Source organism: Pseudogracilibacillus sp. SO30301A (genome assembly GCF_037072025.1).
GTDB lineage: Bacteria > Bacillota > Bacilli > Bacillales > Amphibacillaceae > Pseudogracilibacillus.
On record NZ_JAXHDD010000061.1, the window covers coordinates 1 to 24,904 of the forward strand.

Annotated in this window: 21 protein-coding genes and 6 pseudogenes; 16 read left to right on the forward strand and 11 right to left on the reverse strand. The window is 37.9% G+C overall.

Features of this window, described 5'->3' with window-relative positions; all coding sequences use genetic code 11:
• Positions 1–414: 414 nt before the first annotated feature.
• Positions 415–651, forward strand: a pseudogene (locus tag SPD89_RS23240) (threonine/serine exporter family protein); the annotation flags it as partial.
• Positions 647–883, forward strand: a pseudogene (locus tag SPD89_RS19140) (threonine/serine exporter family protein); the annotation flags it as partial. The pseudogenes SPD89_RS23240 and SPD89_RS19140, both read left to right, overlap by 5 nt.
• A gap of 237 nt (positions 884–1,120) precedes the next feature.
• Here SPD89_RS19140 and nadA read toward each other — a convergent pair.
• The 4 genes from nadA to SPD89_RS19160 are packed head-to-tail and all read right to left on the reverse strand — an operon-like array spanning position 1,121 to position 3,350.
• Complete coding sequence (gene nadA / locus SPD89_RS19145; protein ID WP_336263551.1) at positions 1,121–2,221, reverse strand: quinolinate synthase NadA; 1,101 nt, start codon at positions 2,219–2,221, stop codon at positions 1,121–1,123.
• Positions 2,222–2,241: 20 nt separating this feature from the next.
• A complete protein-coding gene (gene nadC, locus SPD89_RS19150; protein WP_336263552.1) occupies positions 2,242–3,075 on the reverse strand; it encodes a carboxylating nicotinate-nucleotide diphosphorylase in 834 nt (277 codons plus the stop codon).
• A complete protein-coding gene (locus SPD89_RS19155) occupies positions 3,044–3,229 on the reverse strand; it encodes a hypothetical protein (protein WP_336263553.1) in 186 nt (61 codons plus the stop codon). The genes nadC and SPD89_RS19155 overlap by 32 nt, the downstream gene beginning before the upstream one ends.
• A complete protein-coding gene (locus SPD89_RS19160; RefSeq protein WP_336263554.1) occupies positions 3,201–3,350 on the reverse strand; it encodes a hypothetical protein in 150 nt (49 codons plus the stop codon). Before SPD89_RS19160 ends, SPD89_RS19155 begins: the two co-directional genes overlap by 29 nt.
• Before the next feature lie 108 nt (positions 3,351–3,458).
• On the opposite strand from SPD89_RS19160, the gene SPD89_RS19165 reads away from it, so the two are divergent.
• The 3 genes from SPD89_RS19165 (at position 3,459) to SPD89_RS23245 (ending at position 5,896) form a co-directional block, all read left to right on the forward strand.
• Positions 3,459–4,601: an IscS subfamily cysteine desulfurase gene (locus tag SPD89_RS19165; RefSeq protein ID WP_336263555.1), complete on the forward strand. Its 1,143-nt coding sequence runs from the start codon at positions 3,459–3,461 to the stop codon at positions 4,599–4,601.
• A gap of 652 nt (positions 4,602–5,253) precedes the next feature.
• Positions 5,254–5,805 carry a transposase gene (locus tag SPD89_RS19170; RefSeq protein WP_336263556.1) on the forward strand — a complete coding sequence of 184 codons (552 nt, stop codon included), beginning with the start codon at positions 5,254–5,256 and terminating at the stop codon, positions 5,803–5,805.
• Positions 5,735–5,896 carry a transposase gene (locus SPD89_RS23245; RefSeq protein WP_442961207.1) on the forward strand — a complete coding sequence of 54 codons (162 nt, stop codon included), beginning with the start codon at positions 5,735–5,737 and terminating at the stop codon, positions 5,894–5,896. The genes SPD89_RS19170 and SPD89_RS23245 overlap by 71 nt, the downstream gene beginning before the upstream one ends.
• Positions 5,897–6,048: 152 nt before the next feature.
• Here SPD89_RS23245 and SPD89_RS19175 read toward each other — a convergent pair.
• A pseudogene (locus SPD89_RS19175) lies at positions 6,049–6,623 on the reverse strand (AraC family transcriptional regulator); the annotation flags it as partial.
• 79 nt (positions 6,624–6,702) lie between these two features.
• A complete protein-coding gene (locus SPD89_RS19180; protein ID WP_336263558.1) occupies positions 6,703–7,185 on the reverse strand; it encodes a TniQ family protein in 483 nt (160 codons plus the stop codon).
• 652 nt (positions 7,186–7,837) lie between these two features.
• On the opposite strand from SPD89_RS19180, the pseudogene SPD89_RS19185 reads away from it, so the two are divergent.
• From SPD89_RS19185 to SPD89_RS19210, 6 genes and pseudogenes are all read left to right on the forward strand, one after another.
• Positions 7,838–8,092: pseudogene (locus SPD89_RS19185) on the forward strand (GyrI-like domain-containing protein); the annotation flags it as partial.
• A 519-nt stretch (positions 8,093–8,611) separates the two neighbouring features.
• A complete protein-coding gene (locus SPD89_RS19190) occupies positions 8,612–9,574 on the forward strand; it encodes an ornithine cyclodeaminase family protein (RefSeq protein ID WP_336263559.1) in 963 nt (320 codons plus the stop codon).
• 63 nt (positions 9,575–9,637) lie between these two features.
• Positions 9,638–9,853 carry a hypothetical protein gene (locus SPD89_RS19195; RefSeq protein WP_336263560.1) on the forward strand — a complete coding sequence of 72 codons (216 nt, stop codon included), beginning with the start codon at positions 9,638–9,640 and terminating at the stop codon, positions 9,851–9,853.
• 16 nt (positions 9,854–9,869) lie between these two features.
• Positions 9,870–11,312: a sodium:solute symporter family protein gene (locus SPD89_RS19200; protein WP_336263561.1), complete on the forward strand. Its 1,443-nt coding sequence runs from the start codon at positions 9,870–9,872 to the stop codon at positions 11,310–11,312.
• Positions 11,313–11,445: 133 nt separating this feature from the next.
• The gene (locus tag SPD89_RS19205; protein WP_336263562.1) at positions 11,446–12,036 is read left to right on the forward strand and encodes a hypothetical protein; all 591 of its coding nucleotides are present in this window, start codon (positions 11,446–11,448) and stop codon (positions 12,034–12,036) included.
• A 119-nt stretch (positions 12,037–12,155) separates the two neighbouring features.
• Complete coding sequence (locus SPD89_RS19210; RefSeq protein ID WP_336263563.1) at positions 12,156–12,713, forward strand: flavodoxin family protein; 558 nt, start codon at positions 12,156–12,158, stop codon at positions 12,711–12,713.
• A gap of 75 nt (positions 12,714–12,788) precedes the next feature.
• On the opposite strand, the pseudogene SPD89_RS19215 reads toward SPD89_RS19210, so the two are convergent.
• A pseudogene (locus tag SPD89_RS19215) lies at positions 12,789–13,937 on the reverse strand (CdaR family transcriptional regulator); the annotation flags it as partial.
• A gap of 193 nt (positions 13,938–14,130) precedes the next feature.
• Here SPD89_RS19215 and SPD89_RS19220 point away from each other — a divergent pair.
• Entirely contained in the window at positions 14,131–15,297 is a 1,167-nt protein-coding gene (locus SPD89_RS19220) for an NAD(P)/FAD-dependent oxidoreductase (RefSeq protein ID WP_336263565.1), read from the forward strand.
• Positions 15,298–15,334: 37 nt separating this feature from the next.
• The gene (locus tag SPD89_RS19225) at positions 15,335–16,693 is read left to right on the forward strand and encodes a sodium-dependent transporter (protein ID WP_336263566.1); all 1,359 of its coding nucleotides are present in this window, start codon (positions 15,335–15,337) and stop codon (positions 16,691–16,693) included.
• A 947-nt stretch (positions 16,694–17,640) separates the two neighbouring features.
• On the opposite strand, the gene SPD89_RS19230 is transcribed toward SPD89_RS19225, so the two are convergent.
• The 3 genes from SPD89_RS19230 to SPD89_RS23255 form a co-directional block, all read right to left on the reverse strand.
• The gene (locus SPD89_RS19230) at positions 17,641–18,555 is read right to left on the reverse strand and encodes a VOC family protein (protein WP_336263567.1); all 915 of its coding nucleotides are present in this window, start codon (positions 18,553–18,555) and stop codon (positions 17,641–17,643) included.
• A 400-nt stretch (positions 18,556–18,955) separates the two neighbouring features.
• Positions 18,956–19,324: a hypothetical protein gene (locus SPD89_RS23250; RefSeq protein ID WP_442961204.1), complete on the reverse strand. Its 369-nt coding sequence runs from the start codon at positions 19,322–19,324 to the stop codon at positions 18,956–18,958.
• A gap of 152 nt (positions 19,325–19,476) precedes the next feature.
• Positions 19,477–19,803: an AraC family transcriptional regulator gene (locus SPD89_RS23255; RefSeq protein WP_442961205.1), complete on the reverse strand. Its 327-nt coding sequence runs from the start codon at positions 19,801–19,803 to the stop codon at positions 19,477–19,479.
• Positions 19,804–21,097: 1,294 nt separating this feature from the next.
• Here SPD89_RS23255 and SPD89_RS19240 point away from each other — a divergent pair.
• From SPD89_RS19240 to SPD89_RS19250, 3 genes are all read left to right on the forward strand, one after another.
• Entirely contained in the window at positions 21,098–21,592 is a 495-nt protein-coding gene (locus tag SPD89_RS19240) for a TnsA endonuclease N-terminal domain-containing protein (RefSeq protein ID WP_442961206.1), read from the forward strand.
• Between the two features lie 149 nt (positions 21,593–21,741).
• The gene (locus SPD89_RS19245; protein WP_336263568.1) at positions 21,742–22,689 is read left to right on the forward strand and encodes a helix-turn-helix transcriptional regulator; all 948 of its coding nucleotides are present in this window, start codon (positions 21,742–21,744) and stop codon (positions 22,687–22,689) included.
• 144 nt (positions 22,690–22,833) lie between these two features.
• Positions 22,834–23,238 (forward strand): VOC family protein, encoded by a 405-nt coding sequence (locus SPD89_RS19250; RefSeq protein ID WP_336263569.1) that lies wholly within the window; start codon positions 22,834–22,836, stop codon positions 23,236–23,238.
• Positions 23,239–23,968: 730 nt separating this feature from the next.
• Here SPD89_RS19250 and SPD89_RS19255 read toward each other — a convergent pair.
• Positions 23,969–24,360 (reverse strand): annotated as a pseudogene (locus SPD89_RS19255) (NUDIX hydrolase).
• Between the last annotated feature and the right edge of the window lie 544 nt (positions 24,361–24,904).

Below are 24,904 nucleotides of genomic sequence, written 5' to 3' on the forward strand. Positions count from 1 at the left end.
CGTTGGTATGCATCGTTATTGAATTGTAGATTAGGGATAATCAAAAGTATCCATCCCATAAAAAAGATTATTGTTTTTAAAATTGTTCCTATTAGCTTTTTCATTTTTTGTTCCTTCATCCTATTCAAAATAAACTGTCAACAAAATGGTCCGTATGTAACGATAGGGACGGAATTGCACCCGATTTTTTAAATTGCTTTTCCTTTTTTTAAATTAATGATCAGCCATACAACCTGAATAATTAATGAAATTATAAATGTTGATTTAAACTAAAGTTTGATCATTTTATGCTTGTGTTATTCCGTTAAAGCATCCGATTGCCCGATTGAGAGAGAAAATATTGTGCCAAAAGAGGCTCACTTTATACTTCAATTTGTGCCTCAGATTCTGCACGTTTAATAATTTGGTACGGAAACCTATCGAGTCGAAGATACAATGATGCGAATGGCCGCGGCTTGCGAATTATCCGAAAGCCAAAGCTTTGTGACGCCCACTAGAATTATATTTTCATTAGAAGGTTCTGATTCCTCGCAATTCGTTCGCATTAGTCAGCGCGGAACCGACCTAGAAAAAATTGCCCGCGTTAATCATATTTCCAGGAAGATGGCTGAAAGAGAACTAGGATATCAAAAGTCTTTCAATCCCTGCTAAATATTATAAAACCCCGATTATTACATTCATCGTTGCCGGCATCATCCCGCTCGTGCCAGGGGGTACAGCCTATGATGCCATGCGCCATGTGGTAGGCAATGACTATACCCAGGCAATTCCACTTGCTACCAAGGCATTCGTTATCGCTAGTGCCATGGGGTTCGTATTTGTGGAAGTGCTTGTGCAATTTTTCTTAAAAATGGGCAAGAAACGGAAGTTAAGAAATAGCTAAAATCTGACTTCCTTTCTTTTTATTTTGGGCATTCTTAAGCGACACTTTTTAGGAGGAAAAGGGCGGTCATTTAAACGATCCGCCCCTATTTTAGAAGTAAAGAAAGCATAAAATTTAGCTGGTGTTGGTCCAGCTCCAGCGCCTAGCGCCGAGAGGCTCGCAGGATGCGAATCCATCGGCTTGGCGATAGTGGTCCCGCCGTTCCATATTCAAGGCGCTTGCGCTTTTCTTAATTAATTATGACAACTCCAACATTCTCTCCAACGCCAACATGGCAAGCGTGGATGTCTTTTCATCGACTCGAATGATATTTCGCTCTTCTCCTTGTTCAATCGAATCCAAACACCAAGCAAGATGTGGCAAATCAATCCGGTTCATCGTGAGACATGGACACATATGCGGATTCAGGGAGATGATCTGCTTATCAGGATGCTGCCTGATAAGCCGTTTGACAAGATTCATTTCCGTACCGATTGCCCATGAAGAACCTGGTTCTGCCTTTTCAATCGCTTGGATTATAAAATTCGTTGAACCCGCTAGGTCGGCAAGCTCCACCACCTCCCGGATACATTCTGGGTGGACAATAATCTTCATTTCTGGATACTCCTCGCGCACTTGTTTCACATTCGCCACGGTGAAATTCTCATGCACCGAGCAATGCCCTTTCCATAGAATCGCCTTTACCGTCTCAATCGATCCCTCAAAGACTAATTCATTCTTGATCGGATCCCAAATTGCCATTTCATCCAAACGAACGCCCAAGTTATAAGCGGTATTCCGCCCCAAATGCTGGTCAGGCAAAAAGAGGATTCGTTCTTTTTTTCCGAACGCCCACTTCACCATGTTTTCGGCATTAGACGAGGTAACCGTCGCACCACCGTTTGCCCCAACAAATGCCTTGATGGCTGCTGTCGAATTTACATATGTCAAAGGAAGAATCGTATCCCCAAACAGTTCCTGCAGCTTCTCCCATGCCCGTTCTGTTTGATGGATATCGGCCATATCCGCCATGGAACAACCTGCCCGCATATCCGGCAAAAAGACCTTTTGTTGCTCGGTTGTTAAAATATCAGCCGTTTCCGCCATAAAGTGGACACCACAAAATACAATATATTCCGCTTCACGATTATCCTGTGATAATTGTGCGAGCTTTAGCGAATCCCCGGTCGCATCCGCAAATTGAAACACTTCATCCTTTTGGTAGTGGTGGCAAGGGATAAACAGTTTCTCCCCCAATCTTTCTTTCACTTTCCGTACCCGCTCTTCCAATTCCATCGTGGACATTTCTCGATACTTTTCAGGAAGTGCATTTTTTTGCAAGCTTTGTAATAGACTCATCCTTCATCCAGCTCCTCTTTTTATTCCAATGTCACTTTCGCACTAATATCCAATGCCGAAACAGAATGGGTGAGAAATCCTAATGAAATATAATCAACTCCGGTCTCTCTGTAGGAGGCTAAATCTGTAAGCGTAATTCCTCCAGATGCTTCAGTCACAATATTTTCCGGCACCTCTTCCAACCATGCTTTGATTTCCTCGGGGGTCCGATTATCGAACATAATCACATCGGCTTTCGCTTCAATCGCTTCCCTCATCTGTGCTTTTGTCTCAACTTCAACTTCCACTTTTACCATATGACCCACATTTCTCCTTGCCGCTTCCATCGCCTTCGTAATCGAACCGGCAAATGCAATATGATTATCTTTTAACATCACCACATCATATAGACCGATTCGATGATTGACTCCGCCTCCACACCGAACCGCATATTTTTCTAACATCCTTAAACCTGGTGTCGTTTTTCTTGTATCGCAAATTTTTGTATGATCACTATTTAACAAAGATACAGCTTCTTTTGTTTTCGTCGCAATCCCGCTCATTCGTTGAACCAGATTCAAAATCACTCTTTCTCCCTGTAATAGATCGGCGACCGTCCCACTAATTACGGCTAACGATTGCCCTTTTTCCACCCGTTCACCATCCTGGACCTTCATCTCAATTTCAAGCTCTCCTACAAGCAGGGAAAATCCCGTGCGAATGACCTCTTCCCCGCAAAAAACACCATCTGCCTTTGCGATCAATGCAAGCCTTCCTATTTGATCACCATTAAAAATACTACTGGACACATCTCGTTCTCCTATATCTTCTATAAAAAATTGTTCAAGTAATTGTCGCAACTTTAATTTGTTCATCCACTTTCCCCTTTTCCTTCTTTCGGCAATGAATAATTTGTTTCTGTCGCCATCCGTGATTTATTTCACATGGAAAATCCTGACGATAATGGTCCCCGCGGCTTTCTGTTCTTTGTAGGGCAGCCTTAGCGATCAATGAGGCTGTGTTCAGCATAAATATACAGGAAAGTATGCGACTTTGTGATAATCATCACATTAATATCAGAACGAAGTTTGCGGGCTAATTGAAATGCCGCTACACCACTTCCTACGATCAATACATCCGTCTGCCTCATAATTCCCTCCTTTATTCAAAACGATTTTGTTAAATGAATAGACACAAACATTAACATATGTCTTGACACCTATATTTACATATAATTAAACTGATGACAAGAGTTTTTTTGAAAAAGGGGGAAATCACGATCAAATATTTTGATTATGCAGCTACCAGTCCTCTAGATAAGGAAGCTGCTCAACTATACATGCAAACAGCTACCGAATTCTTTGGAAATACAAGTAGTCTTCATGATATGGGTAGTCAAGCGAATCAACTATTAGAAACATGTCGGACAGAATTTGCGCAAATGCTTGGTGTCCAAGAAGAAGGAGTTTATTTTACAAGTGGTGGATCAGAAGGAAACTTTTTAGCGATTCAAGCCTTGCTTTCATCTCCCTTAAAAAAAGGAAAACATATCCTCACAAGTATGGCTGAGCATAGTTCGGTTCATAGTACGCTTGAAAAATGTAAGCAAGATGGATACGAAGTGATGGCCTTGGCCTACGATCAGGAAGGACATATTGATCTCGAGAGATTGGAAAAGGAAATTTGCGCTGAGACAGTCTTGATTACCATCCAGCATGGGAACTCTGAAATCGGCACCATCCAACCGATCGAGGAAATAAGCAAGCTTTGCCGTAAACATAACATTTTATTGCATAGTGATTGTGTGCAAACATTTGGTAAAGTGGACATTCAAGGGCTAGCTCAAAGCGTTGATAGCCTTACGATTTCAGGTCATAAATTTTATGGTCCAAAGGGAAGCGGGGTTGTGTATCTAAATCCCCGTCTGCATTGGCATCCCTTTTATCCAAACACAACACATGAAAAAGGATTCCGGCCTGGCACCGTGAATGTACCTGCGATCGCAGCGATGACCTTGTCTGCACAAAAGGCCATTATGGAGTTTGAAGCACAACAGCATCATTTTATGAAACTTCGAGATACCTTTTTAAACTCAATCCGAAACAATACCCAACTAACGATCTATCCTTCCGATCTACCCTCAATCATCGGGCTAAGGTTAAAGGGAGTCGAAGGACAGCTTGTGATGCTGGAATGCAATCGTAAGGGATATGCTATTTCAACGGGAAGTGCCTGCCAAATAGGCAGTCAGGCTCCTGCTAAAACGATGACGGCATTAGGCGTAACCGGCAAGGCAGCAAAAGAATTTATTCGTATCTCATTTGGAAAAAGTACGCAGGAAGAAGAGGTGCGGGCATTAGGGGAAACACTAATAAACATCTTATCAGAACATGAAGGATGAAGAGGGGCTTCTCGAGAGGGAAGTGGAGGAAAAACAAAACAGCTTGACCCTCATAGCCAAGCTGTTTTAATCCTTCGTTTCACTAAGAATTCTTTGGCTTTTCTCCTGCCTGTGGATTCTCAAGCTTCTCTTTCAAATTGGCTTGATAATTCCAATTATTGATTGCTAATCCGGCTAATAATCCAACAATGATCACTGTATAGCCAACAGTTGTCCTCGTGCTTAACCCATATCATAAAACACCAATATATAAAAACACAACCAAAATGCGGATGGTAAAATATTTTTTCATCTAGTTGAATGTTCCCTCTCGTTATGTACCTTTATTATAACAAAAAAGGGCTTAATGCATAGAGTTCACTGTCAGTTTCTACTTACTAAAACTTTTTCCAATTGAATAAAGTATTGAAAAATGCTTTTACTCTAACAAACATAGAAATGATTTATTTTCAGCGTTTTGGTAAATTATGGACCCTTTAATAGGTAAAAAATATTGGGGAGGTTAACGTAATGAAAACATATGTATTTATTGCATAAATAACAGCATAAATGGTAAATCAAGATGTCCATAAAGAAAGGACGAACAGTACCAAAGCCATGGCGAAGTAATCTGTTGTTCCTTTACTCATTTTAACCAATATGTGGAAAGATGGTGAAGAAACACGTTTATTCGAAGATTACAAAAACGTTGTTCACAATTTCAAAGGAAATGTTTATTGTCATTGCCCAGTATCCGGCATACGATGAGGTCGTCAAACTCCTGAAGCAATTATCCCATCCGGAACAGGTGTTAGCCGTTTGCATTGATATGTGGAAGGAATATAAAACCGCAATCGAATCGGTACTCCCTCAAGCCATCGTGGTGATTGATGCGTTCCATGTTATTCAAGCTTCAACCCGGGCTTTAGGTGACGTTCGAAAATCCGTTCAAAAGGCTCTAACCGAAGAACAACGAATCGCTTTAAAACAAGACAAGAATCTGTTCGTTGAACCCATCGAAGACTTGACACCCGACCAAAAGGAGCGACTGAAGCAATGGGAAGAAACGTCACCTCAGTTAGCCCAAGCCATCAGCCTACATCAAAAATCCCTATATCGATGTAGCGATCTGGAAGAGGCATTGGACCTGTTTGGTGGAGTGGGAAAAAGAAGTATTGAACTCTTCCCTAGAACCATTCCAAGAACTACACCAAACGATTTATAATTGGTTGCCAGAAATTTTCAACCGATTCACTTGTCGAATATCCAACGCAAAAACCGATAGTATAGGTTTTCGACAAAAATTTGGACCATGACGTAATTATGTACTGTTATTGTCGAATATTGTCGTTAATCCCTTGATTTATTACTGAACCACTCATTTAAACTAAATTTTTCTATGAACGCAATTGCTTTTAATAGTTCAAGATTTGTTTCTTAAACAAAAAATTAATCCCTTTGCTACTTATAGAGCCGTTGCCATCAAAAAATAAGTACCAGGACGAACACCCGTAAAATTAAAATGTCCTAAGGAAGAAAGTACTGTTCCATATCGAGGCAGTCCTTCTGGTATCGGTTTTGTAAATAATCCAACTAAAATAACACCTTTAAATGGAATCTTCGCTTCAATGGTAACTTCCACTCTATTACATTGGCTTTCGTTGACAGGTTGTTGTGACCAAGTTTTTTTAAGGATTGTAAATACATGCTGACTTGCATGGGGGATTTTCTAAATTGTGACGGTGTCATACCGACTCTTTCGGTAAATCGTGTTGTAAAGGTTCCTAAGCTTTGTTGACCAATTTCCATTCCTATATCGCGAACCGTCAAATCTGTATTCAATAATAGATCTTTTGCTCGTTGCATTTTTAATGAAGCAACATAGTAATGTGGAGAAAGACCCGTTTTTTGTTTAAATACACGCGAAAAATGAAAAGGGCTGTATGCTGCCTGATCCGCTAGCCAAGAAAGGGAGAACGGCTCATCAATATGGTTATGAATGTATGCGATGATCTCATCGATCCTAGAATAGATGTGATTCAATTTATTATTCCCCCTTGTTGGATCAGCATTTTTGAATACTCCCACGTCTAAAAACATGGGATTCTTTTTCACAAACATTTCACTTACATTCCTCCAAGGAGGGGCAGGGGCGAAACTTGGGCGAATAACACTGGAAGATAGATCTTTCCAGTGCTTGCCGTGACAATAAATGCAACGGTTGCTTTAACAGCTCATATGCTTGTTTTACTAAATGGATTTTGATCTCTCCATAGGGATCAACTTCGTAAATATGTGATAAATCCATCTGTTCCATTTCAAATCGTATAAATTCAATTCTGCTTGCTGAAATAGGTGTTACTGGATATTTCCTTAAAGGCACTTCATGATGTGGACAATAATCAATTCCTTGTAGCTGATGCTCCCTGTGAATATATGGCTCACCATTCTTCTCTACATCATCTTGAACACATGACGTACAATAGTACAGGCTCTCTTTTCTACAAATACTACCAGCAACCATTCCTAATCTTGCATAAAACCCTTTTCCACTATTAGCAACATCCTGAATGATCTCTTGCTGTCGACTTTTTGAAAGGAACATCACATAATAAGAATAAATAAATCGTATGATTAGCTAAAAGGTTTTCGATAGGGTAATGGGGACTAAGCTGTTCTACCAATATAGAAAAATGACTACCAATCTCCACACTCGGTATCACAGAACGACTACCAAACAACTCCTCCAACGTATCTTTAAAATCAAGATTTCTACTATAATAGTGATAACGCGCAATAGCTGAATACAATAGTTCACCTGGATATGGGTTTTGTGAAAAAAGGTAGCATTATTCATCATCCTTTTCTATTGATCCAATCCGCCAAACGGGACATATGTACTATTTCTATTATATATACCATTCATTTTTCCAATTAAATAAAAAGTATAAATTTACCAAACTCGTTTAGTATAGCGATAAAAACTCAAAAGTGGAAAATGATCGAACAACCTTAATATGATAAATAACATATCGTTAGTAATAATTTTGAAGAGTGACTTAGTTTCCGAACTAAACCATTATTTATATACTTGCTCTTCTCTTTTTAACAAAATCTCCCCTTTTAATTGAATAAAAGAAATTACTATTTTTAAAATTTAACAGAAAATTTTAAAAAATAAAATGTATATATTTTTAAAGCATGTTACATTCAAAATGTATCAAACAAATATGAATGAAGAAAAGGAGAATGAATAAATGAAACATAGAGTCGAAACACTCCCAAACTATTGTATTGCTTATGTACGAAGAGTTGGTTCATATGGCCCTGCAAATAATGAAGTAATGGAGAAACTAAAAAGGTGGACTAAGAAGAAAAATCTTCTTAAATCGGCAACCCTGCTTGCAATACCACAAGATAATCCTGAGACAACACTTCCTGAAAACTGTAGATTCGATGCTTGTATTGTGATTTCAAAGGATTATCAAATAGATAATACAGTTCAAGAAGGGATTAATCGCAAGGTTACTCGGAAGAAAAAGGAGGATGTGGAAGATAGAACTATAGGAATTACGTGGCGATGAATCATGTAAAAGAAGCTGTGTGGAATGAAAGGGATTAGTCTATTATTAAAAATAAATAGGTTAACACTTTAAAATCGGAATATATCTAAAATACGAGGAGGAATCATATGAATATTACTATATAGATCCTAAGTTACTCGGGTAATATAAAATGAAGTGTTTCTTAAAATAGGTGGGATGGTCTTTCACTATCTCCATACTTTTGGTAACGCTTCCAATGATAGTGTGTGCAAAATGACGAATAATTTATTTCGTGTTATTTTTTCTGTTATCATGTTATTTCAATTTGTATCTTTGAAGAACAAAAATTAACCAAGTATTTAAGTGTATTTTTTAGGCAAACTGTCTATAGAAAAGTTATCAGAAATAAGCTATAAATTAGAATAATGAAATAATTTTAATGCCGTTATCTAAGTTGATTTAAAAGTATATAAGGGAGGTTATATTTTGTTGTATTTAAATGAACAAGCTATTCGAGATGCAGTAACAATGAAGGATGCCGTAAATGCAATAGACGCTGCCTACGAGCTTTATGAAAAAAATGAATTTCAGATGCCGGAAAGACTGCAGGTGAAGGAAAATGACAATACATTGTTGTTAATGCCAAGTATTATCGAAGGTGCAATCGGGGCTAAACTTGTCACAATATTTCCAAATAATATAGAGCATCCAACACTGCATGGGCTGGTTATTTTAATTGACAGTAAAACAGGTCAGATTAAATGTCTAATCGATGGTTCTTTCCTTACAGGGTTGCGGACAGGCGCTATAGGAGGATCAGCAGTTAGAAATTTGACAGATGAAGATGTTTCTAAACTAGCCGTTATCGGAACAGGAGTACAAGGTTTGTATCAAACAATTGCAGCCTGTATTGAAAGAGAATTTAAAGATATATATTTATACAATAGAAGTCCTGAAAAGATTCCAGCATTTCAAGAGGAGTTACGAAGCTGGATTGGGGAGGACATTCGGTTGCATGCAGCAGATTGCCGGGAAGCAGCTGTACGAAATGCAGAAGTAATTATTACGGCGACCACTTCGGATAATCCAGTTTTACCTGATGATAAAGAACTTCTAAAAGATAAATTCGTCATAGGCGTTGGTTCATTTCAGCCGACCATGCGTGAATTTCCAAAGTCTCTCTATGAATTAGCGGATAAAATATATTTGGATACAGATCATGCCATAGAGGAATCTGGTGATATTATTCATCCGTTGGAACAAGGCTGGATTACCGAAGATGCAATAGAAAACATGGCATCCTTTATAGCGGGTTCAAAGAAAGTTAATAAGGAAGCAGGAAGGAGTGTTGTCTTTAAATCAACAGGTATGGCATTATTTGATGTGGTTGTCGGAAAGTTGGTGTATCAAAGGGCGCTGGAAAAAGGGGTTGGTATGAAACTGGATTGACGGATAAGATTCAGTTATTCCATTTAACATTTGGATACTAAAAAATGCAAGGGGGAAAGTGAAATGAATTCAAAGCTGAAAGACCCTGGAATTATTTTATTGTATGTATTAGTAGCAGTGGTCGCAATCGTACTGATATGGTGGCCAACGGACATTTATCTGTTGGGTATTTCTTTAGCTGGTTGGTTAATGTTTTCCACTTATCTCATCTGGTTTTTATTAGCTATCGTTTATGTGTTATGGATAGAAAGGGTACAAAAAGAAAAAGAAGGTAAATAGATAGGGGGGGAAGACAATGCAATTAACTGAAACAATTATATTGGTGATCTATTTAATCTTAATGACGTTAATGGGTGTTTATTTTACAAAACGTGCTCATACATCTGAAAGTGATTATTGGACAGCAGGTAGACAAATAAATACATTTGTCGGTGCATTTGCATTATTTGCCGCACTTGCAAGCTCTAGTTCATTAATGGGAGCTGTTGGATCAGGAGTCTCACTGGGCGTTCCGTTCCTTTTTGCCTATGGTTTTGGTGCGGTAGCTATTCTTCCATTTACAATGTTTCTCGTTTCTGGGCAAATAAGAAGGTCAGGTGTTGCTACATTACCGGAGTTTTTTAAACAAAGATATGGGAATAAGGTACAATTATTAGCTGTTGCGATTGTAGTTATCGGGATGACATTTTACATGGTGCCGCAATTAACTGCTTCCGGATTAATTGGTTCATATATACTTGGTGTTGAATATACAACCGCAGTTATTGTACTTGGTATCGGCTTCACACTTTACGCTGCCCTTGGAGGTATGTGGGCAATCACTTATACCGATCTCGTCCAGGGAGCGCTTATTCTTGTAGGTATGTTCATTCTGTCAATTATTATTTTAATACAGCATAATGGTTTTGGCTCGCTTTTACAGGATGCTCTGGCGGTTACACCCCAATTTGGAGATATAACTCAACCATGGATGTCCTACTTTGGTTTGTTTTTAGCTTTCCTTTGGTTTGGAATTGTTTCCCCATCCGCGGTTATGCGCAACTTCGCTTCACGTGATGCCCGAGTAGCCCGTCGTTCGGCAATGTGGGCTTGTTTGCTCTATTTGACCATATTTATCTTTGGATTCATTGTTGCTTCTGCAGGAGCTACTCTAGGGATTGCTGAGAGCCTGACGAATCAAGATATGATTTTTATTTCAGTGATTGAGCACTATATGACACCGATACTGGCTGGAATCATGTTTGCGGGATTGATTGCAGCTATTATGTCGTCTGCTGATGCAATGCTACTGGCAATTTCCGCTGGTGTCGCCCGCGATATTTATAAAGAATATATTAAGAAAGATGCCTCGGAAAAACAGGTTACAAGGTTAGGTTTCGTTGTTATGTTCATTGCGAGTTTAATAGGAATTCTTATTGCTATCGATCCTCCTCAGCTGATAGCAATTATGGTTGGCTGGGTTGGTGGAGGTCTTCTTTCCACATTTGGTTTTCCGCTTGTTCTTGGTATCTGGTGGAAACGGGCAAATACAGCTGGTGCACTTGCAGGAATGATTGGTGGAGGATTGACTTTTGTTATTTTCGTTATTACGGAGCCGTTTGGAGTAGTGGCCGAGCCGATCATTGCAGCACCTGTTTCGTTAATTTTATTAATAGTTGTAAGTTTAATGACACCACCGCCATCAGAAGAAACGCAAAAACAGGTAGATCGTTATCATGGTGAAAGAATAGTATCTTAAATTGTTTTGCTTTTGAAAGATAAATCGGGATAAAGCCTGTCTTCGTAAAAAATATAGGGCAGGCTTTATTTGCAAATATTTCCACTGTCAGTTTCGTTAAAGCTTGTTGCAGGAAAAGAAAGGAGAGATAATAATGCAAGCAACTGAAATATCTACAAAAAAAATTCAGCGTATCGGCAGTGAAACGATTTCTGATGAGATGCTTTATAAAGCAATCTATAAAAGTATTGGTGTGAAGAGAAGATTTAATAAGGCTTGGAGCCCCGATTATATTCGTAATCACCTTGTGAGAAAGGAACTGATCTATCACCCGTTCTGGATCGTAAAAAACTTAGTGGTTGCAGCACGCCCGCCATTTCCTTCTAAAAGAACTCCAAATATTATTTTTATTGATGCCGTGTCAGGATACCGTGGTTTGTTTACAAAAATTCCTCCATTAAAGGATGAAGAAGTGGAGATGGATGTACTGGTAACAGTGCAGTTACCAGAGGAAGAATTAGATAAATATATAATAAACGTGCAGCAAAAGCAAATCAATCGTTCCTATGTTTTAAAAAAACCACTTCATGAAGTGAAGGAGGTTTCCCTTGTTTATTTGCCGATATGGAAGGCGAAAATAAAGGGTGATCATATAAACGAAACCTTCTATATTAATGGGAATTCTGGTGAATCGGAGAAATATATGAGCGAACGGTGGAAGAACAGAAAGGATTTGCTTGAATAATTACTGTGTGAAAAGTCCTATATGGATATTAAATACAGGAAATCGTGTCTTTGTACTTAATATCCATTGTCAATTACTCTGGAACTTACAGGATAAAATCAAGCAAGGGAGGAATGATAATGAAAGTATTTGCTCTATATGGCAGTTCTCGAAAAGAGGGTAACTCTGATTTGCTTGCTGATAAGGTGCTCTATGATATCAAGCATAATAAGCGTTATCTCTCTGATTATAATATTACACCAATTGACGATAAGAGACATGAGCCGGAAGGGTTTTTAGAACGGGTGAATGATGACTATAATGAGTTGATTTCTGAAATGCTTGAACATGATGTTGTCATCTATGTTACACCTCTGTATTGGTATGGGATGTCTGGTCTTATGAAGAACTTTATTGACAGATCTACAGAAAGCATGCGTATTCCGGAACGCAATTTTAAAGAGAGAATGAAGGAAATTAAACATTATGTAGTTATTGTGGGTGGCGATTCGCCTTATGAAAAAGGAATGCCATTAGTGCAGCAATTTGCATATATTTTTGATTTCATGGGTACCAGGCTGGAAGGTTGGATTATTGGTGATGGAAATAAGCCTGGAGAAGTATTGGATGATGAAGTTGCTATGGAAAATGCAAGTAAGATGAATGCAGAGGTTAAACAACTATTCCCAAATAAATAAAAAAAGCGGCAGGAACGATACACATATATATGGAAGCTGTGTAAACGACCTGCTGCTTTATTTTTTTAACGCCAAGTAGAGAAGTATGCAATCCTGAAAATTACTCGTGTTGAGCGAAGTCATTTCCTCTATTTTCTTTAATCTGTAAATAAGCGTATTTCTGTGAATGAACAGTACTTTTGCCGTTTGGCTAATATTCATATTGTTTTCGCAGTATGCTATAAAGAGATCCGCCATTTCCTTAAATCGACTATGTTCCATAAGAGTATGGATCCGAAATTGAATTTTGTTACGATATTCTTTAGATGTTTCTAGTGGTAATTGTTCTAAAATGATATCCCAATCAAATATGGTATGTATGTTTGATTCGAGGCTACGTTCTTTGGCGAACTGTATTAGTTTCACTGCCTCATGGTAAGACTCACTTACTTGTTCAATAGCAGGTGAAAGACTACCAGCTGCAATTGAAGGGTCTTTAATCGAATATATCCTATATAATCTGATTAATTCCCTGCTTTGTTTCTCAAATTGCTGCAGGAGCTCCCTGTATTCCCCCTCACTCCCCACTTGCCTCACAACAACTATTTTTTCGCTATTTAAAAATGTAGCTAACCCGCAATCAGTGCATATATAGGCTTCCTGAGTGCATCTTAATAGGTTATCTTTCAGTTGGTCGATGGAAATATGTTTTTTAACGCTGTGCAGTAAGGAATTGCCAATATCAATGACAATACAAAAGCTCTTTTTTCCATAAGGAATGCCGAGCATTTCACAATACTGTTTGACCCTTTCTGTCTGGACTACTTCATTTAATAATATATATTGTGCAAATGTTTCTCTGGTTTTTGCCTTCATATCCGTTATTTGCCGATGAAAAGTTTCCTGCCACATTATTTCAACATAATTTTTAATTAATAATCCATAAGGTTTGACTTGGGCAGGTGGCCCAATTATTCCCAAGACTCCAACTGTTTTGTGATCAAATTGAAGAGGAAATGCGATGCCCTCATACACATTAACCATATTTTTTATTTGTACTTTATCAAATATAATGTAATCGTTCTTTTCAATTACTTCTTTTGAAGGCAAGTGGTAGGTGCCAACCCTGCTTGAGTCCGTAGAACCAATAATATAACCGTCGTGATCGCTCAGGCTGATAGCAAATGGTGAAATTTTTGAAACCGCTTCCACTACTTTTTGTGCAAATTGTACTAAGAGGTCCACTACACACCACCCTTTCAATCTTCTGTTTTTGTATTTATATCATATCATAATAAAGATAAATAGATAAGGTTAAATATTTAGAAAGCTTAAATATTTAGGCGAATTGTCCATAGTATAAGAGAATAAAATAAGGTATAACTAATGAAAATTGTAAATAAAAAATGAATATTATTCTTACTGAGAGGTGATTTATATGTCAAAAAAAACAGATATTATAATTGTTGGTGGTGGTGTCATTGGTTCCAGTATTGCTTATAATTTATTGAATGACGGATTTACAGGTGAAATTACCGTATTTGAAAAAGATAAAGTATATGAGTTTTCTTCGACTCCAAGAAGCGCCGGAGGGATCAGACAGCTATTTACAACAGGAATTAATATACAAATTAGCAGATATAGCTTAAAAAAATATATGACATTCGCGGAAGATATGGCGATAGGAGGCGAAAAAGCAGAAATTGATTTTAAAAATCCGGGTTATCTTTTTCTCGCTAAAAATGAGAATATCAATCAGTTAAAAAGGCAGATGGAGCTGCAGCGAAGTTTCGGAGTACCTTCAGAGTTTCTGGAACAAGAAGAATTGTTATCAATCATCCCAGAATTAAATAATGAAGATTTGCAGGGAGGACTTTATTGCGGGGAAGATGGATACTTAGATCCGTATTCTGTCATGCAGGGTTACGCTCGAAAAGCAAAAGAGCTGGGAGCAAATTATGTGTATGAAGAGGTCGATGTTGTTACGACTGAGAGCGGAAAAGTAACTGGTGTGCAATGTAATAATGGAGAGAGATATGAGGCCCATACGGTAATAAATTCGGCAGGTCCATGGGCACCTGAGCTAAGTAAAAAGATAGGACTGCCAATTCCGGTAGTCCCACTCAAGAGACAAATCATTCAGTTTGATATTGCTGAACCGCTGAAAAACGAATTACCGTTAACGGTAGACCCGACCGGTGTTTATTTCAGGCATGAAGGATCATCGATAATTTCTGGCTTTGGTGAGAAGGTGAAGCCGGGCATTGATTTCAGGTGGAATCGTTCTTTTTTCGAAGAGCAGCTATGGCCAGTATTGGCTACGCGGATATCCAATTTCGAAAGAGCAAAAATAACCGCTGGATGGGCAGGTATGTACAGTCATAATAAAGAAGATCAAAATGCGATTATCGGAGGTCACCCGAAAATGAAAGGATATTTTATGGCAGTTGGGTTTAGCGGTCATGGCATGCAGCAAGCGCCAGCTGTAGGGAAAGGTTTGTCTGAGCTGATTCGAACAGGAAAATATGAAACATTAGATCTCAGTCCACTTCGATTAGAACGTTTTGCGGAAAAAGAATTGATAATTGAAGGCGCAATTGTTTAGTTACTAAGTATACGAAAATAATAGAGAGGGGAATTTCATGAGTGATCCTAAAACGGATAAAAAAAGAGAAACATGGGGATCAAGAGTTGGGTTTATCATGGCCGCTGCAGGATTTGCCATTGGTTTAGGGAACATATGGCGATTTCCCTATTTAGTAGGTGAAAACGGTGGTGGAGCTTTTCTATTAATCTATATTGCTATTATTATTGTCATTGGGATTCCATTATTTTATGTTGAAGCAGGTCTTGGTAGAAAAGCACAGTCTGGTGCTATTACCGGTTTACGTAAACTAACTAAAAAAGGCAGTACTTGGGTATCGATAGGGTGGCTTGGCGTGTTTACGTCGTTACTTATCTTTTCGTACTACCTGATGATCATGGGCTGGCTATTTGCTTATTTTGTAAAGGTAGGTCTTGGTACATTTCAAGGGGTTACATTTGATCAGGCAGCCGGTATTTATGAAAATTTTGTCGCTAACCCATGGCTTGTTACTGGATACGCAATTATCCCAATGTTGATTCTTGCGTTTGTAGTAGTGAAAGGATTGAAAGATGGTACAGAAAAATTTGTGCGACTATTAATGCCTTTACTAATCATCATGTTACTAGCTCTAAGTGTATTTTCACTTTCTTTAGAGGGTTCATGGGAGGGAGTTGTATGGTATTTAAAACCAGACTTTTCACAAATTAGTGGAGACTCTGTACTGCAGGCTTTGGGGCAGGCTTTCTTCTCCATTGGTATTGGGATGGCTGCTGCCTTCACTTATGGAAGTTATCTGAAGAGAGAGAAGTCCAATCTAGTTGTAGACGGAGTGTGGGTAATTTCGCTTGACACATTTGTTGCTTTTATCTCAGGAATGGTCATATTTCCGGCAATATTTGCCTTTAGTGTTGCCCCAAATTCAGGACCAGGTTTGATTTTCCTGACATTGCCGACTATATTTGATCAAATGCCTGGTGGAACAATTTTTGGTCTTCTATTCTTCTTCCTGGTTATAGTAGCTGCACTTACAACGGGAGTCGGTTTTGTGGAAACGTTAGCAGCCAATGCATCTGAATTATTTAATCTGAATCGTAAAACAAGTGTTTGGCTGGTGAGTATTGTTAGTTTGGTGTTGGCAATTCCGTCTATTTTATCACAGGGACCATGGTCAAACATTCAGATTTTCGGCATGGATATATTCACATTTATTGATTACTTCTCTGGAAATATAATGCTTGTCGTTGGTGCACTTTTGCTTTCTTTGTATGTTGTATTTAAGTGGAAAACGGAGAACTTCATTGATGAAATCAATATTGGAACAACAGGAGTGAAAATTCCTTATGCAGTTAAACCAATCTTTGCTTTTGTTATTCCGGTGGTAATCGCTGTAATTTTCATAACTGGTATTCTATAAAGAACTAAAGATTTAAATATAAATGAAATTAAAAAGACACTTGAATTCTTTGGAGTGGATAAAGAAGATGAAGCAAATCATCGGCGGATTCGGTTATCAGTTCTGGAGCAAATCAATACTGTATTATTTGTAAGACACTTTCCAGAGCTTTTCGAAATTATTCTGGCCAAGGTTATTTTTTAGAAAGGGTATTTTCTTTACATGGTTCATCAACCAAATTTAATCTTTTTAGATGAACCTTTTAATGGCTTAGATACTGAAAGTGTTGAGGTGTTCAAAAACATTATCAAGTTTAATCAAGGTAACGTAATATTTACTAGTCATAATTTAGATTTAGTTCTTGAACTATAATCCTCTCCTTCAAAATCAATCGATTCATGAAATCAAAACGTCGGATGTGAAAAATAATCGACTTCTGCTTTAAACTAGCAAGGTGCTTTGCAAACAATGGAAAGAGGTTTATACTTAATTGAATAACGAGAATACGGTTTAAAATGGAGGAAATGATGAGAAAATGGATTATTTTAACTTTAACTACAGCTATTATAAGTTGCGGATTCGTATTATATCACGCCATGGGTAATAGCAGTAGTAAGCATACCATTTATGTTTCGATCACAGGAGACGACAAAAATGACGGCACAATCTCAAAGCCGTATCGAACGCATCCGATTGCCCGATTGAGAGAGAAAATATTGTGCAAAAAGAGGCTCACTTTATACTTCAATTTGTGCCTCACATTCTGCACGTTTAATAATCTCAGATAACGTTTCTTCTGGAGTCAAATTTGATGAGTGATGATTGTAAAAGGAAACATTGATATGACACCTGATTAGTATAAGAGCTAAAATCCCCTGATAGATAGCCGATCATTATTTATTTTCAGTAATTTTTTCCGAGGTCGACCAAATCAACATGTGATCGCCTTTCCCTATGCTGTATGTTCATTATCCCTTGTATGCTTTTTCTAGCTCCGCAAGATTAAGTTTCTTCATTTTAAGTGTTGCCTCATTGACACGTGCAAGTTGTTCCGGTGTGCTATTCGCCATCATTTCGTCCATTTCTCTCGGTACAATTTGCCAAGATAGACCAAACTTATCTTTCAACCAACCGCATTGCTCGGATTCAGGAACAGCAGATAGCTTATCCCAGTAGTCATCAATCTCTGCTTGTGTGTCGCAATATACCATAAATGAGATGGCCTCGTTGAAACTGAATTTATGATCGATCGCACTGTCCATTGCAGCAAACCATTGATTCTCTAGCATAAAATCAGCAAACATGATCGTTCCTTCTTTGTCAGGTTCCATGCCTTGAGGATAACGAGCAATATGCCCCATCCTTGAATGCTTAAATACAGATAAATAAAAATCAATCGCTTCTTCGGCTTTACCACATTTATCACCAACAAACATGGTCGAGGGCACGATCGGAGGCCGCTCTTCCCCCTCTGGATTGGTAAGGATTAACTGCCACGACAAGCCAAACTTATCTTGAATCCAACCATACTTCTTACTAAACGGATACTTATCGAGTGGCATTAACACGGTTCCGCCTTCAGACAATTTGTTCCAAACCTCATCTAGTTTTTCACTCGCGTCTTTTTCTCGTGATGGATCAAAATTCACGAAGAAAGACACCGATGGATTAAATGTGAAATAAGGTCCTCCGTTAATGGCCATGAATCCTTGTCCCCACAACTCAAAAGAAATTAAATCGGAGTCGCCTGATGGAGTGTCGTGGAGTATTGTTTTATTCTTCATTCTTGAATCTGGAAATATAGAAACATAAAACTCTGCTGCCTCATTCGCTTCCCTGTCGTACCATAAATGGGGAATGATAGTTTGATTTGTTTTTGTCATCGTAATTCCTCCTTGTTTATTTTACCATTTTGATTCTGTGTGAAATTCTTATAAGTAAGAGTGTAGGGCAAAGTAATAAATAGGTCCTCTCGTAGTTGAACAACAAAAATAATGGTTTGTGGTACATGTTGATATTGTGAAGAATTGCATTTAAACTAGATATTTTGATTTTCTATTTCAATATCCCCGACAAAATTAAACCCACTTTTTGAATAACTCATTTTTTCTATGAATGCAATTGCTTTTAATAGTTCAAGATTTGTTTCTTAAACAGAAAATTAATCCCTTTGCTACTTATTGAGCTTATCATTCTTTTTTCCTCTTTCAAAAAGCGATATAGTTGAATAACTTTCATGTATTCTAGCACATGGATTAGTATGAAAGTTCTTATAAATTGCTATTATGTTCGATTTAGAAAGTTTTTCATCAATACTGGTAAAGAAATGAGAATCGGAGGATCATCAAGGCGGGGGCCACGGAGTAGAAGTCGTTGTTGAGGGATAACCATTTCAGATCCAACAATAATCGGTTGTTCGGCTTTTGCACGCAATGTTTGATGAGGAACAAGAATTTCATTTCCCTTCATCTCCCAAGATAGAGCAGTTGCCATCAAAAAATAAGTACCAGGACGAACACCCGTAAAATTAAAATGTCCTAAGGAAGAAAGTACTGTTCCATATCGAGGCAGTACTTCTGGTATCGGTTTTGTAAATAATCCAACTAAAATAACACCTTGAAACGGAATCTTCGCTTCAATGGTAACTTCCACTCTATTACATTGGCTTTCGTTGACAGGTTGTTGTGACCAAGTTTTTTTAAGGATTGTAAATACATGCTGACTTGCATGGGGGATTTTCTAAATTGTGACGGTGTCATACCGACTCTTTCGGTAAATCGTGTTGTAAAGGTTCCTAAGCTTTGTTAACCAATTTCCATTCCTATATCGCGAACCGTCAAATCTGTATTCAATAATAGATCTTTTGCTCGTTGCATTTTTAATGAAGCAACATAGTAATGTGGAGAAAGACCCGTTTTTTGTTTAAATACACGCGAAAAATGAAAAGGGCTGTATGCTGCCTGATCCGCTAGCCAAGAAAGGGAGAACGGCTCATCAATATGGTTATGAATGTATGCGATGATCTCATCGATCCCAGAATAGATGTGATTCAATTTATTATTCCCCCTTGTTGGATCAGCATTTTTGAATACTCCCACGTCTAAAAACATGGGATTCTTTTTCACAAACATTTCACTTACATTCCTCCAAGGAGGGGCAGGGGCGAAACTTGGGCGAATAACACTGGAACATAGATCTTTCCAGTGGGCATGGCTATGCGAATTACGCCCACACATCCGCATGGCGATATGTTTACTTTTTTATTTATCCTTTGAATTTCTAAATATCATTCTCTTTTTCCATACTTCTTTTAGAAATTTTTTATTGATAGTATAAGTGTATCATAGGGAATATTTATTGAGAACAAGCAATTTTCAAAAATAACTCTAGTTAACTACGTTAATAGCACCTTCGATTTTGGCCTATCAACTAAAAAAACTTAATGCTCAATACGCAAATACTCCGGTGGCTTATTCATCACGAAATGTTTCTCAATGGATAAAAGAACCTCTTTTTAACAATAAAACCTTATATTCATTATTAATTTTTTTCAATAAAATGACTACAATCCCCTTGCATCTTAAAGGTACTTCGAAATTTTCTTTGCTCATTTAGCATCCTCCTTAGGTCATTAAATTGCATAGCGGTTGTAAATCTACGAAAAGGTGAATTTTACGAATATTGAATACTAGGAATTGACGTTATATTATTCCAAAAATGCTGCAAATAGTGGTAAACTGGTGCTTCTTTTCCAAAAAGAGCATCCATTGTCTATTCATATCGATATAAAAAAACGTTGCCCAATACTCGATCAATAAAGCCTTCTTCAAGAATACAATCCTCTGATAAGCCTAACCAAAGTCCTAGCCTCGGATTTTCATTTATCAATACTTCATAAAGAGGTTCAACCTCCTAAGTGGTATAGCCTGTCTTATGGCGTTTTTTCTCTCGTTCAATGATAGCTTCAACATTTGGATTTAGTGTAATTAAATAAATTGGCTTTGATTCAAATGCTTGAAGAAAGGAATGCACTTCTTTTCCCAAATAAGTATCCTGAACAACAACAGAAAATCAAGCTTTATAATACTGATAAGAGACGTTTGCCGCCAAATTGTATCGAAGTATCAATTGCTCTTGCGCAGTTTTGGAATAATCAGGCGTGCTGTTAATTAGAAAGTCCTAAATTTAATAACTATTTCGCCACTCTTTTTAAAAACCTGCTTATTCTATAATCGTCAACCCGATTGAGGAACATCTTTATTGTAAACAGTTACTCTTTTTTATAAACGGTGTAACTTTATTATAAAAGTTAAACCGTTTGAAAAAAGTCGAATCGTTTATAAAAAAAGTTGTATCGTTTTACCTCTTTGGATATGATTATCTAAAGGGGTGTCTTTATGTCGAAAAGAAAAAGAACTTCTGAGATTGAACAGAGGATTAAACATACCATTAGAAGAAACCATTGTTATTGCAAACGAGTTAGGGATAAATCATCCTACTGACCTTAAAACTGGTAGTCCGATTGTGATGACAACGGATTTTTTATTAACAGTTCAAAAAGGACAGAATGTGACCGAAGTAGCTCGTACAATCAAAATGAAGGATGAATTACCGAAGAAACATGTACTTGAAAAGTTTGAGATTGAAAGAGAGTTTTGGCAACGGAAGGATATCGATTGGATCATTGTTACAGAGGAAGAGATATCTAAAACAATGGCACGCAACATTGGCTACATTCATGATTATTATGACATTCGAGATTATGATGTATTCCAAGAAATGAGTTTATTACATATTGTTGATTTATCCTTATCTTTAATGCAAAGGCTATTAAATAACAAACAAAATATCCTTACGGGGAAAAATAGCTACAAGATAGGTACTTACATTGTTCCTTTAACGGGTGCGTTAACGGAATAACCCCAACAGAAACCTTGTCCTTATTTTGCAGGGATTACAATATAGATACCAATACACATCTATATCCGGCAACTCCGGATCCACCAAATCATCTCCTCGATTAAGATGTGGTACTTTTATTTTGCAATAAATATCAAGGGGGGCAACCAATGAACAAAACAGACCGTTTGTTAGCGATCGTGCTGGAGTTGCAACGTAAAGAAGTTGTACGTGCCGAAGATTTGGCAACCTTATTTGAAACTAGTGTGCGAACTATCTACCGCGACATTCAGTCGCTGAGTGAAGCGGGCGTACCGATTATAGGCGCCCCTGGTACAGGATATTCCTTGATGGAAGGCTATTTTCTACCGCCGATCAGTTTCACGGCACCAGAAGCCGTGAGCTTGCTAATTGGAACGGACTTTATCGAACAACGATTTGATGACGATTATCGTGTCAGGGCCCAAACCGCTCGCGGCAAAATCGAGGCCATTCTACCGGAGAGCGTTCACAATGAAACATCTCGTATTCGCAAGGCTATACATTTGCTCATTTCCGATAAACAGGTAACACCATCAAAAGAAAAGGAATATCTGGAAAAGATCCGTCGAGCGATATTAGACGAGCGAAAGATCAACTTTCATTATGCAAAAAGATTTGCAGATTCTGAGAGGAATCGCCATAGTGTCCGTACCGTTGCCCCCTATGGATTGGTGCTCGTTCAAGGATCGTGGATGCTTGTGGCCCGGTGTGATCTGCGCCAAGACATCCGCCATTTCCGTTTGTCCCGGATGACGGAACTAATCGATCTGGAAGAACGATTCAAACTTCCGGCGCATTTTAACTTAAGGGAGTTTACCCCTCCGGACGATCGGCATTTACGCGTTCGCCTCCAATTTAACCTTGACATCGCAGATAAGGTGAAGGAATCGAATTATCATTACATAGAGGATATGGAAGAGCATCAAAATGGATTGCATGTAGTCTTACGCGTTCGTCAAATGGACGAATTGCTGCAATGGGTGCTTGGCTGGGGAGCCGGTGTGATTGTATTGGAGCCAGAATCATTCCGAAATCGGATTCGTGAGGAGGCCCAAAAAATGTTAAAACGCTACTGACATACTGTTGTCAGTAGCGTTATTTTATAATCGGAGTAAATAAGCATAAAGGAGTGAGAGATACAAGCGAAGTATACTTTGCATCTGTTGGAGGGATGATATGATACGGTATTGTATCAGTTATTATAGAAAGGATGATATTTTATGAATTTTGCTTCTGTACGCATCATTACCGACGACGTGGATCGTCTTGTCAAATTCTATGAGAAAGTCATAGGTGTTTCAGCGGAACGCCCCGCGCCAGTCTTTGCCGAATTCGTTGTGCCATCGTGCACCCTGGCGATCGGCCACTCTCAGACAGTACCACTGTTCGGCGAAGGTTCAGCAGTGGCAGCCGACAATCACTCTGTCATCATAGAGTTACGTGTTCACGATGTCGATGCCGAATACGAACGCCTGAAGCCGTTTATCGACGAGTGGGTAAAGGAACCGACCACGATGCCGTGGGGGAACCGTGCTATACTGTTCCGTGATCCCGACGGCAACCTTGTGAACCTCTTCTCGCCAGTCACCGAGGAAGCGATCAAACGATTCAGTGGTAGGGGTTGATGGAGAGTTGAAGTGAGTGACGTATCAATTTGGGAATGGCAACGATTCGCGAAAAAACAGGAATTGTTGCCGTATCCCACTAATGTCATTAAATTATCTTGAAATCAAGTCTTCAATCATCGTGCGCGTTAATTGAATAACGCAAGCAGAAAATGATCAACTTTTTTACAAAACTTCCTGAATCGAGATATGTTGAGAGCCTGTTTTGATCAATCGTTTTTACAAAAGCAGGCTCTGATCTTTATATTAAATCGGACTTTATAAGCCATTTTGATCAAACTTTTTTATAAACCTACAATTTTTGTAGATTTGAAATAAAGTTGCACCGTTTTTACAAACGGTACGACTTTATTTCAAATTCACAATTAAAGCACCATTAGTTGACAAGCACCTTCTCAAGGGGGGGTGAAATTTCGCAACTTTTGTTTTAAACATCGCATCTTTTTTACAAACGTCGCGACTTTATTTTAAACCAACATTAATATTGCTTTGGAATAAAGTTTGATTAAAAACATCTTACTAATCCGCATTCTATGGTAAACAAAAAGAATCCATTTTTAAAAAAGATTGATCAAAATGAATTCTTTCTTTGTGATTGGGTGTTCGGTTTTTATAAAAAAGTTTGATCATTTACTACCTGCGCTGCTCGTCAGAATCGGGCCCTTTAATGGAGTAAATAAAATTATATTTGTATTAGCTGTTTTGTTAAAAAAACTTTGGATGATAAATATTAACTTAATTCCCCAAGTATTTCAATAAGAAAATTTCTATCTTCTTCATATGTAAGGCTCAATTCTTCAATATCACTTTGTGATTCCAATCAACTTGATAAATTAAATTATCAGGATCTTGTATTTTTGGATTTCCTCCAGTTACTTTAACCTCAAAATAATGTACCTTACCGTATGGACTTTCTTTTTCAAGTAATGGTTTTATGATTTCCACATCATACCCAGTTTCCTCTTTTATCTCTCGAATACAACATTGTTCATACGTCTCTCCCTTCTCCAACCCTCCAGAGGGAACAGACCAACGTTTTGGTTCTGCTTTTGTTCCTTGTAATACCATTAAAACTTTTTTCTTTTTAACACACACCCCAGCTGCGCCAAGCCATTTCTCCATAGTCTTCCACTCCTAATTTAATTATGTTAAAATTTAACATTTGATAATTTGATTTAATAATTTTGCTCCTTAAAAAATATTGATTTTTCACATAATAGACAAAAGGTTGTTAATAGCCAATTAATGAGATCACACTTAAAATACAAATAAAGAGTCTTTCTCTATTAAGAAACGTGACCGTAGCTTAATAAGAAACTAACAAATTAGTTACCTTTTTAGTCCATTCACCTTTTTCATCTGCAAGTAAAGTATTCCAACCAAAATTTCGTGCCTCAATAAATTTTTTCTCTTAATCATCAACGAAATAAACATTTTCCTGGTCGTTAAGGTGGGATTTAACTACTAAGTATATATCGACTTGCGATTTACAAAATCCTACATCCCCAGAAATAGTTATACTTTTTATGTAATCTTCCAACAGGTTTAATTATATGTTTCCCCATTTAATACGATGATTACTTAATTAATGAATGTCTGCATACTTACTCCACAACGGGATTTCTTTAAAAGCCGGTAAAGGGTTAATCACTGATAGTAACTTGTT

Excerpts from the sequence above, each read along its gene's own strand:
- SPD89_RS19250 (WP_336263569.1), top strand. The coding sequence starts at position 22,834 with ATGAATTTTGCTTCTGTACGCATCATTACCGACGACGTGGATCGTCTT.
- SPD89_RS19230 (WP_336263567.1), bottom strand. The coding sequence starts at position 18,555 with ATGACAAAAACAAATCAAACTATCATTCCCCATTTATGGTACGACAGG.
- SPD89_RS19210 (WP_336263563.1), top strand. The coding sequence starts at position 12,156 with ATGAAAGTATTTGCTCTATATGGCAGTTCTCGAAAAGAGGGTAACTCT.
- nadA (WP_336263551.1), bottom strand. The coding sequence starts at position 2,221 with ATGAGTCTATTACAAAGCTTGCAAAAAAATGCACTTCCTGAAAAGTAT.
- SPD89_RS19205 (WP_336263562.1), top strand. The coding sequence starts at position 11,446 with ATGCAAGCAACTGAAATATCTACAAAAAAAATTCAGCGTATCGGCAGT.
- SPD89_RS19180 (WP_336263558.1), bottom strand. The coding sequence starts at position 7,185 with ATGTTCCTTTCAAAAAGTCGACAGCAAGAGATCATTCAGGATGTTGCT.
- SPD89_RS23255 (WP_442961205.1), bottom strand. The coding sequence starts at position 19,803 with ATGTTTGTGAAAAAGAATCCCATGTTTTTAGACGTGGGAGTATTCAAA.
- nadC (WP_336263552.1), bottom strand. The coding sequence starts at position 3,075 with ATGAACAAATTAAAGTTGCGACAATTACTTGAACAATTTTTTATAGAA.
- SPD89_RS19195 (WP_336263560.1), top strand. The coding sequence starts at position 9,638 with ATGAATTCAAAGCTGAAAGACCCTGGAATTATTTTATTGTATGTATTA.
- SPD89_RS19220 (WP_336263565.1), top strand. The coding sequence starts at position 14,131 with ATGTCAAAAAAAACAGATATTATAATTGTTGGTGGTGGTGTCATTGGT.
- SPD89_RS19245 (WP_336263568.1), top strand. The coding sequence starts at position 21,742 with ATGAACAAAACAGACCGTTTGTTAGCGATCGTGCTGGAGTTGCAACGT.
- SPD89_RS19200 (WP_336263561.1), top strand. The coding sequence starts at position 9,870 with ATGCAATTAACTGAAACAATTATATTGGTGATCTATTTAATCTTAATG.
- SPD89_RS19155 (WP_336263553.1), bottom strand. The coding sequence starts at position 3,229 with ATGCTGAACACAGCCTCATTGATCGCTAAGGCTGCCCTACAAAGAACA.
- SPD89_RS19160 (WP_336263554.1), bottom strand. The coding sequence starts at position 3,350 with ATGAGGCAGACGGATGTATTGATCGTAGGAAGTGGTGTAGCGGCATTT.
- SPD89_RS19225 (WP_336263566.1), top strand. The coding sequence starts at position 15,335 with ATGAGTGATCCTAAAACGGATAAAAAAAGAGAAACATGGGGATCAAGA.